Source organism: Tabrizicola fusiformis, from assembly GCF_013328815.1.
Classification (GTDB): domain Bacteria; phylum Pseudomonadota; class Alphaproteobacteria; order Rhodobacterales; family Rhodobacteraceae; genus Fuscibacter.
Genome location: NZ_JABUHN010000019.1, coordinates 37,716 through 44,357, shown reverse-complemented (window position 1 = coordinate 44,357; position 6,642 = coordinate 37,716). Strand labels below are relative to the sequence as shown.

At 63.5% G+C, this 6,642-nt stretch carries 6 protein-coding genes and 1 tRNA gene; 4 read left to right on the top strand and 3 right to left on the bottom strand.

The window, feature by feature from the left end; all coding sequences use genetic code 11:
* Positions 1 to 3: 3 nt before the first annotated feature.
* Positions 4 to 933 (bottom strand): hypothetical protein, encoded by a 930-nt coding sequence (locus tag HS053_RS19920; RefSeq protein ID WP_174213000.1) that lies wholly within the window; start codon positions 931 to 933, stop codon positions 4 to 6.
* 202 nt (positions 934 to 1,135) lie between these two features.
* Here HS053_RS19920 and HS053_RS19915 point away from each other — a divergent pair.
* Positions 1,136 to 1,212, top strand: a tRNA-Arg gene (locus HS053_RS19915).
* Positions 1,213 to 1,351: 139 nt separating this feature from the next.
* Here the strand turns inward: HS053_RS19915 and HS053_RS19910 are convergent.
* Positions 1,352 to 1,831 carry a GNAT family N-acetyltransferase gene (locus tag HS053_RS19910; RefSeq protein ID WP_174212999.1) on the bottom strand — a complete coding sequence of 160 codons (480 nt, stop codon included), beginning with the start codon at positions 1,829 to 1,831 and terminating at the stop codon, positions 1,352 to 1,354.
* Positions 1,832 to 1,921: 90 nt separating this feature from the next.
* Between HS053_RS19910 and HS053_RS19905 the strand changes: the two genes are divergently transcribed.
* Together HS053_RS19905 and pip are read left to right on the top strand one after the other, a co-directional pair.
* Entirely contained in the window at positions 1,922 to 2,857 is a 936-nt protein-coding gene (locus HS053_RS19905; protein WP_174212998.1) for a serine hydrolase, read from the top strand.
* The gene (pip, locus tag HS053_RS19900) at positions 2,850 to 3,827 is read left to right on the top strand and encodes a prolyl aminopeptidase (protein WP_174212997.1); all 978 of its coding nucleotides are present in this window, start codon (positions 2,850 to 2,852) and stop codon (positions 3,825 to 3,827) included. The genes HS053_RS19905 and pip overlap by 8 nt, the downstream gene beginning before the upstream one ends.
* Positions 3,828 to 3,834: 7 nt before the next feature.
* On the opposite strand, the gene HS053_RS19895 is transcribed toward pip, so the two are convergent.
* The gene (locus HS053_RS19895; RefSeq protein WP_206677647.1) at positions 3,835 to 4,869 is read right to left on the bottom strand and encodes a dipeptidase; all 1,035 of its coding nucleotides are present in this window, start codon (positions 4,867 to 4,869) and stop codon (positions 3,835 to 3,837) included.
* Positions 4,870 to 5,023: 154 nt separating this feature from the next.
* Between HS053_RS19895 and HS053_RS19890 the strand changes: the two genes are divergently transcribed.
* Positions 5,024 to 6,625 (top strand): ABC transporter substrate-binding protein, encoded by a 1,602-nt coding sequence (locus HS053_RS19890; protein WP_174212995.1) that lies wholly within the window; start codon positions 5,024 to 5,026, stop codon positions 6,623 to 6,625.
* The last annotated feature ends 17 nt before the right edge of the window (positions 6,626 to 6,642 follow it).

Genomic DNA, 6,642 nt, shown 5'->3' with positions numbered 1-6,642 from the left:
CTATCACAGAGGTCGCGGGGTAGGTCTGTCCACGGAAAGGGGAGGTCCCACGATCAACCGATTTGTGCAACAGAGCCGGTTTTCGTCGTCAACGTTCTCTTCCCTAATGAGCTTCCTTGTGGCGAATGGTAGGCAGTATCCATTTTCCTTCTTGTGGTAGTTAATCTTTCGGACCCCTGCCTCTCCCTTTGTTGTAAGTTCGCTGAGGCGATGAGCCATCACGCCACGAAAGAAGGTCTTTGCCGCCGGAAGCGTTTCTATAACCCGCTGCTCAATGCCGTCCGCTGAGAGAAACTTTCCTTGATCTGGGTCTGTATCTTCCAGAGACCACATGATTAGGCTGTCTGTTACCGCCTCAAGAAGCTCTTGCTTGCCGCGACGTCTCTCCAATTCTTGACCGATGAAAACGCACAGTGTTTTTGCCGGCAGACCGTGGCCCGGCAACACGGTGTTCGCACTGCCGATATGATCGAGAAACGACGCGGCCTCTGCGACATAGGCTCTGTATGATTGAAGTGCGCCAGGGGAGTTGTTGATGTGATTTTGGAAGTAGTGACCATCCCTGACAACTATTCGGCAGTCAAGTTCTTCGCTTAAGACCTGTTCAATCTGGTCAATCAGTGTGAGCCGCTGGCTGGTTGCGTAAATTAATGATCTTGGGGTTCTGCCAAATTCCCGCAGGCGTCTGATCGTGCCACGAATCTTAGTTTTGGGATCGCCTGTTACGGATGCTTGCATAAAGCGATCTGTCGTCGCGACTTCGAAGATGGTGCCTGCCAACGCGCCATCCGCACCACCGTCGTGCGTGCCGCCCAAAGGCACATAGTCTGCTCCTAAGGTTGCGGCAAAGAACCCCTGCGCAAAATTCTCGAAATTGGCGCCTCCTACACGCGAAAGTGCGATCTCAATCACTCGTGGGTCTACAGTGTCCACTGTGGTGTTCCTGCGTGAATGATGCGGTAATAGCTGGAAGTGCACCACATCTTGGGCTTTGCCGCAAGTGCGGCGACAAGAGTCAGTGAGTAGGGCGTGGCTGAGGGCGTGGGTCTGGACGTCGGAAAGAGGTTTTGCGATGCCCCCGGCTCCCGGTCCCGCCTTGCCCAACCGCGACCGACCGTTTAAACATCAACCCCGTGGCCCCGTAGCTCAGCTGGATAGAGCAGCCGCCTTCTAAGCGGCTGGCCGGGGGTTCGAGTCCTCCCGGGGTCGCCAATTGCATCGCAATTGCATACCGTCAAAATCGGCCACAGAAACCGCTTGCTTTACAAGCGGTTGGGGACCTAGACCAGAGACCTTCTAAGCGGCGGGTCGGGGGTTCGAGCCCTCCCGGGATCGCCAATCCGCTTTGGCCTCAGCGGTTCATCAGATCGTCCAGCCCGGCGCCTTCCAGGATCAGCGTGTCGTAATCGCCGCGGGCGGTAAAGCCGTGGCGGGCATAGAAGGCCCGGGCGCCCTCATTGCTGCGGTCCAGCATGAGCGTCAGGAACGATGCCTCCCAATCCGCGGCATCGGCCATCACCTCGGCCAGAAGGGCGCGGCCAAGGCCGGTGCCGCGGGCGGTTTCGCGCACATAGATGTCTTGCAGCATCACGCCGGGCCGACCGCGCAGGGTGGAAAAATCGGGGTAATACAGGGCAAACCCCTGCGACAGACCGGCTTTTTCCGCGACAATTGCCCGAAACAGCGGCTGCGGGCCGAAACCGTGCCGCTCCAGCGCCTCGACCCCGCGTTCCAGGGCCTCGCCATGGTGGCTGGCCTGCTCCTCCAGCAGTGCCTGCAGGGTGGCGGCGTCTTCAAGGGTGGCGCGGCGGATCACAGTGGCGGCGGTCATGGTGGTCTCCTTCGCGGCCAGCATCGCACCAAGGCGCGGGCGGCGCCAGAGGGGCTTGCCCCTGCCGCGCCGGGCTTTAGGCTGCCCGCGATGGAGGCCAAGATGTTCCTGACCGAAACCACCGACTGGCAGACACTGGGGCGCCGGATTCTGACCCGGGCGCAGGACGAGATCGGGCCGATGGGCCTTGATCCCGAAACCCTTGGCCTTGTGCTGGTCGCCCCCGGCGCGGATGGCGCCGAGGGCTTTGCCCAGAACGGCATGGCGCCGGTCTATCCCTGTTCGCTGGTCAAGGCGTTTCACCTGATCCACGCGCTTGCGGCCCTGGAAGAGGGCCGAGTGCCCGCCCATGGCGAGATGGACCGCGCCTTGCGCGACATGATCCGCTGGTCCTCGAACACCGCCACCAATTATGTGATCGACCTGATCACCGGCACCACCGGCGACACCCTGCTTGAAGGGGCGGAATACCTCGACTGGGTGTCGAAACGCGAGCGGCTGAACCGCTTTTACTGGGCGCAGGGCTGGCCGGAATGGGCGGGCTGCACCATTCCGCAAAAGCTGATGGACGACACCCGCTATGGGCGCGAGGCGCAATTTGCCGGGGCCGGCGGGGTGAACCTGAACCGGCTGACGCCGCTGGCCTGCCCGCGGCTGTTGTGGGGGTTGTTCCACGGCAGCCTGCCGCTGTCGGCGCCGTCGCGGGGCCGCGCCCGCGCCATCCTGCACCGCGACCCGTCCAGCCCCGATGCGGGCGATCCGAATTTCCAGCTTGACGGCTATCTGGGCGGCGCCCTGCCTGCCGGGGCCGAAATCTGGTCAAAGGCGGGGCATAACCTGTGGACCGGCGATACCGCTACCAGTTGGTTCAAGCATGACATGCTGCGGGCCGAGGCACCGGGACGGCGGCCGTTGATCATGGTGGCGATGACATCGGGCCGCGCCCTTGCCGAAACGCATCCGCAGGCCCTGCCCCGGCTGGGCCGCCTGATCTGGGACATGACCGAGGATATCACCCGTGCCTGACACCGCCCGCCGCCCGCTTTACCCCGAAATCACCCCCTATCGCAGCGGGCGGTTGCGGGTTTCGGACCTGCATGAGCTGTATTTCGAGGAATGCGGCAACCCCCAAGGCATTCCGGCGCTGGTGCTGCATGGCGGGCCGGGGGGCGGCATCTCGCCCTTTCTGCGGCAGGGTCATGATCCGGCGCGTTATCGCATCATTCTGATGGATCAGCGCGGGGCGGGGCAATCGACGCCCCACGCCTGTCTTGAGGAGAACACCACCTGGGATCTGGTCGCCGATATCGAGCGGTTGCGTAGCCATCTGGGCATCGACCGCTGGCAGGTGGTGGGCGGAAGCTGGGGGTCAACCCTTGCGCTGGCCTATGCGATCAGCCATCCGGCACGGGTCACCGCGCTGGTGCTGCGGGGGATTTTCACCCTGCGCAAGGCCGAGATCGGCTGGTTCTACCAATCCGGCGCCTCGGCCCTGTTTCCCGATGCCTGGGAGCAGTTCGTGGCGCCGATCCCCGAGACGGAACGCGGCGATCTGCTGACCGCCTATCACCGCCGCCTGTCAGGCCCCGATGGCCCTGAAAAGACCGCCTGCGCCCGGGCGTGGAGCCGCTGGGAAGGCACGACAATCTCGCTTCTGCCCAATCCGGCGCGCGCCGAGGCGTTTTCCGACGATCATTTCGCGACTGCCTTTGCCGGGATCGAATGCCATTACTTCGCCCACGGCGGCTTTTTTGAAAGCGATGGCTGGCTGATTGCCAATGCGCACCGGCTGCGGGGAATTCCGGCGGTGCTGATCCATGGCCGCTATGATGTCTGCACGCCCCTGAGCATTGCGTGGGACCTGCACCGCGCCTGGCCCGAGGCAGAGTTGCAGATCATCCCCGATGCCGGCCACACCGGCACCGAGCCGGGCATCGCCGATGCCATGGTCCGCGCGACCGACCGCTTTGCCGATCAGGCCGCAACGGGTGGGTGAGGCGCGGTCAGCCGATCACCCGGGCCAGCAGGTCCACCCAATTGTCCCAGGCGATGCGGCGGATCAGCGCCTCACCGTATCCCGCCTTCCGCATCGCGGCGATCAGGGCGGGATAGGCGCCGACATCTTTCAGGAAATTCGGCACCGTGGTTCCGTCAAAGTCGGACCCCAGCGCCACGCCCCCCTCGCCCAGCCGGTTCAGCAGATGGTCCAGATGGCGGATCAGCACTTCGGGCGGGGTGTCGGGGTTCTTGATGCCATCGGGCCGCACGAAACCGCAGCCAAAGTTCAGCCCGACCAGCCCGCCCCGCTCGGCCATAGCATCCAACTGCCGATCGGTCAGGTTGCGGGTGGCGGCGGTCACCGCATGGGCGGCGCTGTGGGTTGAAACCAGCGGGCGGTCCGATACCGCCGCCACATCCCAAAACCCAGCCTCGTTCAGATGGGCAAGGTCCACCAGCACCCCCAGCCGGTCGCATTCCGCCACCAGCCGCTTGCCATCTTCGGTCAACCCTGGCCCGGTATCGGGCGAGGCGGGATAGATGAAGGGCACGCCATGGCCGAACCGGGTCGGCCTGCTCCACACCGGACCAAGCGAGCGCAGACCGGCGGCGTATAACACCTGCAATTCATCCAGATCGCCGCCGATGCCGTCGGCGCCTTCCAGATGCATCACGGCGGCCACCGCACCCGCCGCGCGGGCTGCCGTAATATCGGCGGCGCGGCGGCACAGATGCAGCGCATCGGGCCGCGCCGCCGCCATCCGCAGCAAGATTGCCGCCTGCGCCAGCGTATCGGTCAGCGCGCCGCCCGGGTCGATCGCGGGGAAATGCCGGGCCGCCGCCATCGGGTCGGGCGCATTGGCCGGGTCATTCCCGGCCCAGATCGCAAAGAACCCGCCCGCGAAACCGCCCCTGCGGGCGCGGGGCAGATCAACCATGCCTGCCCGCCCCTCGAAAAAGCCGCGCCCTTCGGGGTCTTGTTCATCCAGCAGGCAGGACAGCAGATCATTATGACCGTCAAAAACCGCGATTTCCGTCAATTCGCCCATCCCCGCGTCACATTGCCTGAAAGCGCCCTTGCGGGGTCGCTGGCCGCTGTTGACAAGCTTTGCCGAAATCTGCCCAATTGGTCAAGGAATGGCGGGGGACTCACCCCACCAACCGATGAAACAAAGAAAAAACAGGGAGTTGCAGATGAAGATCGACCCGACCCTGCGCCGGTTTGGCGCCGTTGCCATGGCATCGCTGATGCTGGGCACCGCCCCCGCCGCGCTTTTCGCCGAGACCCCGGCGGATACGCTGGTGATCGCCGATGCCATCGACGACATCGTCTCGCTCGACCCGCATGAAGCCTATGAATTTTCCGGCCTCGATGTGGTCAACAACGTCTATGATGGCCTGATCGAGCTTGACCCGACCAAGCCGGGCGAGCTGGTTCCCGGGCTGGCCGAAAGCTGGACCGTCAGCGAAGACGGCCTGACCTATTCGTTCAAGATGAAATCGGGCCTGCTGTTCGCCTCGGGCAATCCGGTGCGGGCCGAGGATGCGGCCTATTCGCTGCAACGCGCGGTCAAGCTGAACAAGTCGCCCGCCTTCATCCTGAACCAGTTCGGCTGGACGGCCGAGAATGTGGACAGCATGGTCAAGTTTGACGGCGATACCGTCACCCTGACCACCGACAAGAAATATGCCCCGACCTTCCTTTACAACTGCCTGACCGCCGGTGTCGCCTCGATCGTGGACAAGGCCACACTTGAGGCCAATGCGGTGGATGGCGACATGGGCTATGCCTATCTGGCCACCGGCGTTTCGGCGGGGACGGGTTCCTATGTGCTGAAAAGCTACAAAGCCAAGGAAGGCTATATCCTCGAAGCCAACCCCAATAGCTGGCGCGGCCAGCCGGCGCTGGCCAAGGTCTTCATGCGCCACGTTCCCGAAGCAGCCACCCAGCGGCTGCAACTGGAAAAGGGCGATATCGACATCGCCCGCGAGCTGACCCCGGTGGATATCGAAGGCATGGCCGGCAATGCCGATGTCAAGATTCAGCCCGATGTCGGCGGCCAGATCTTCTATCTGTCGTTCAACCAGAAGAACGAGCTGTACAAGAACCCCAAGTTCCTCGACGCGATGCGTTGGGCCGTGGACTATCAGGGCATGGCCGACAGCTTCCTGAAGGGCACGATGGTCGTGCATCAGGCGTTCCTGCCCAAGGGTTACCTTGGCGCGCTGGAAGACACGCCCTACAGCTTTGACGTGGAAAAGGCCAAGGCCCTGCTGGCGGAATCGGGTGTGACCGATCCCAAGATCACGCTGGACGTGCGCAACGCCACCGACCGGATGGAAATGGCGCAGTCGATCCAGAACACCTTCGGTCAGGTCGGCATCACGGTGGAGCTGAACATCGGCGACGGTGCCGAGCAGCTCAAGCGCTACCGCGCCCGTCAGCATGACGGCACCCTGCAAAGCTGGGGCCCGGACTATCCCGATCCGCAGACCAACGCCGGTTCCTTCGCCTGGAACAACGACAACACGGATGAAGGCGCGGTGGGCACTCTGGCCTGGCGCAACGCCTATGATCCGGGTCCGCTGAACGCCGCCGTGGATGCCGCCGTGCAGGAAAGCGACGCTGCCAAGCGCAAGGCGATGTATGAGGAAATGCAGACCACCCACCGCGAGACCTCGCCCTTCATCGTGATGTTCCAGATTGGCTATCAGACCGGGATGCGCGCCAATGTCGGCGGCTTCTATACCGGGGGCGCCATCGACTCGGCCGCCTACTGGACCGTGACGAAGTAAGACCATGGGGCGCCGGA

Coding starts and splice junctions, on each gene's coding strand:
- HS053_RS19910 (WP_174212999.1), bottom strand. CDS start 1,831: ATGACCGCCGCCACTGTGATCCGCCGCGCCACCCTTGAAGACGCCGCC.
- HS053_RS19905 (WP_174212998.1), top strand. CDS start 1,922: ATGGAGGCCAAGATGTTCCTGACCGAAACCACCGACTGGCAGACACTG.
- HS053_RS19890 (WP_174212995.1), top strand. CDS start 5,024: ATGAAGATCGACCCGACCCTGCGCCGGTTTGGCGCCGTTGCCATGGCA.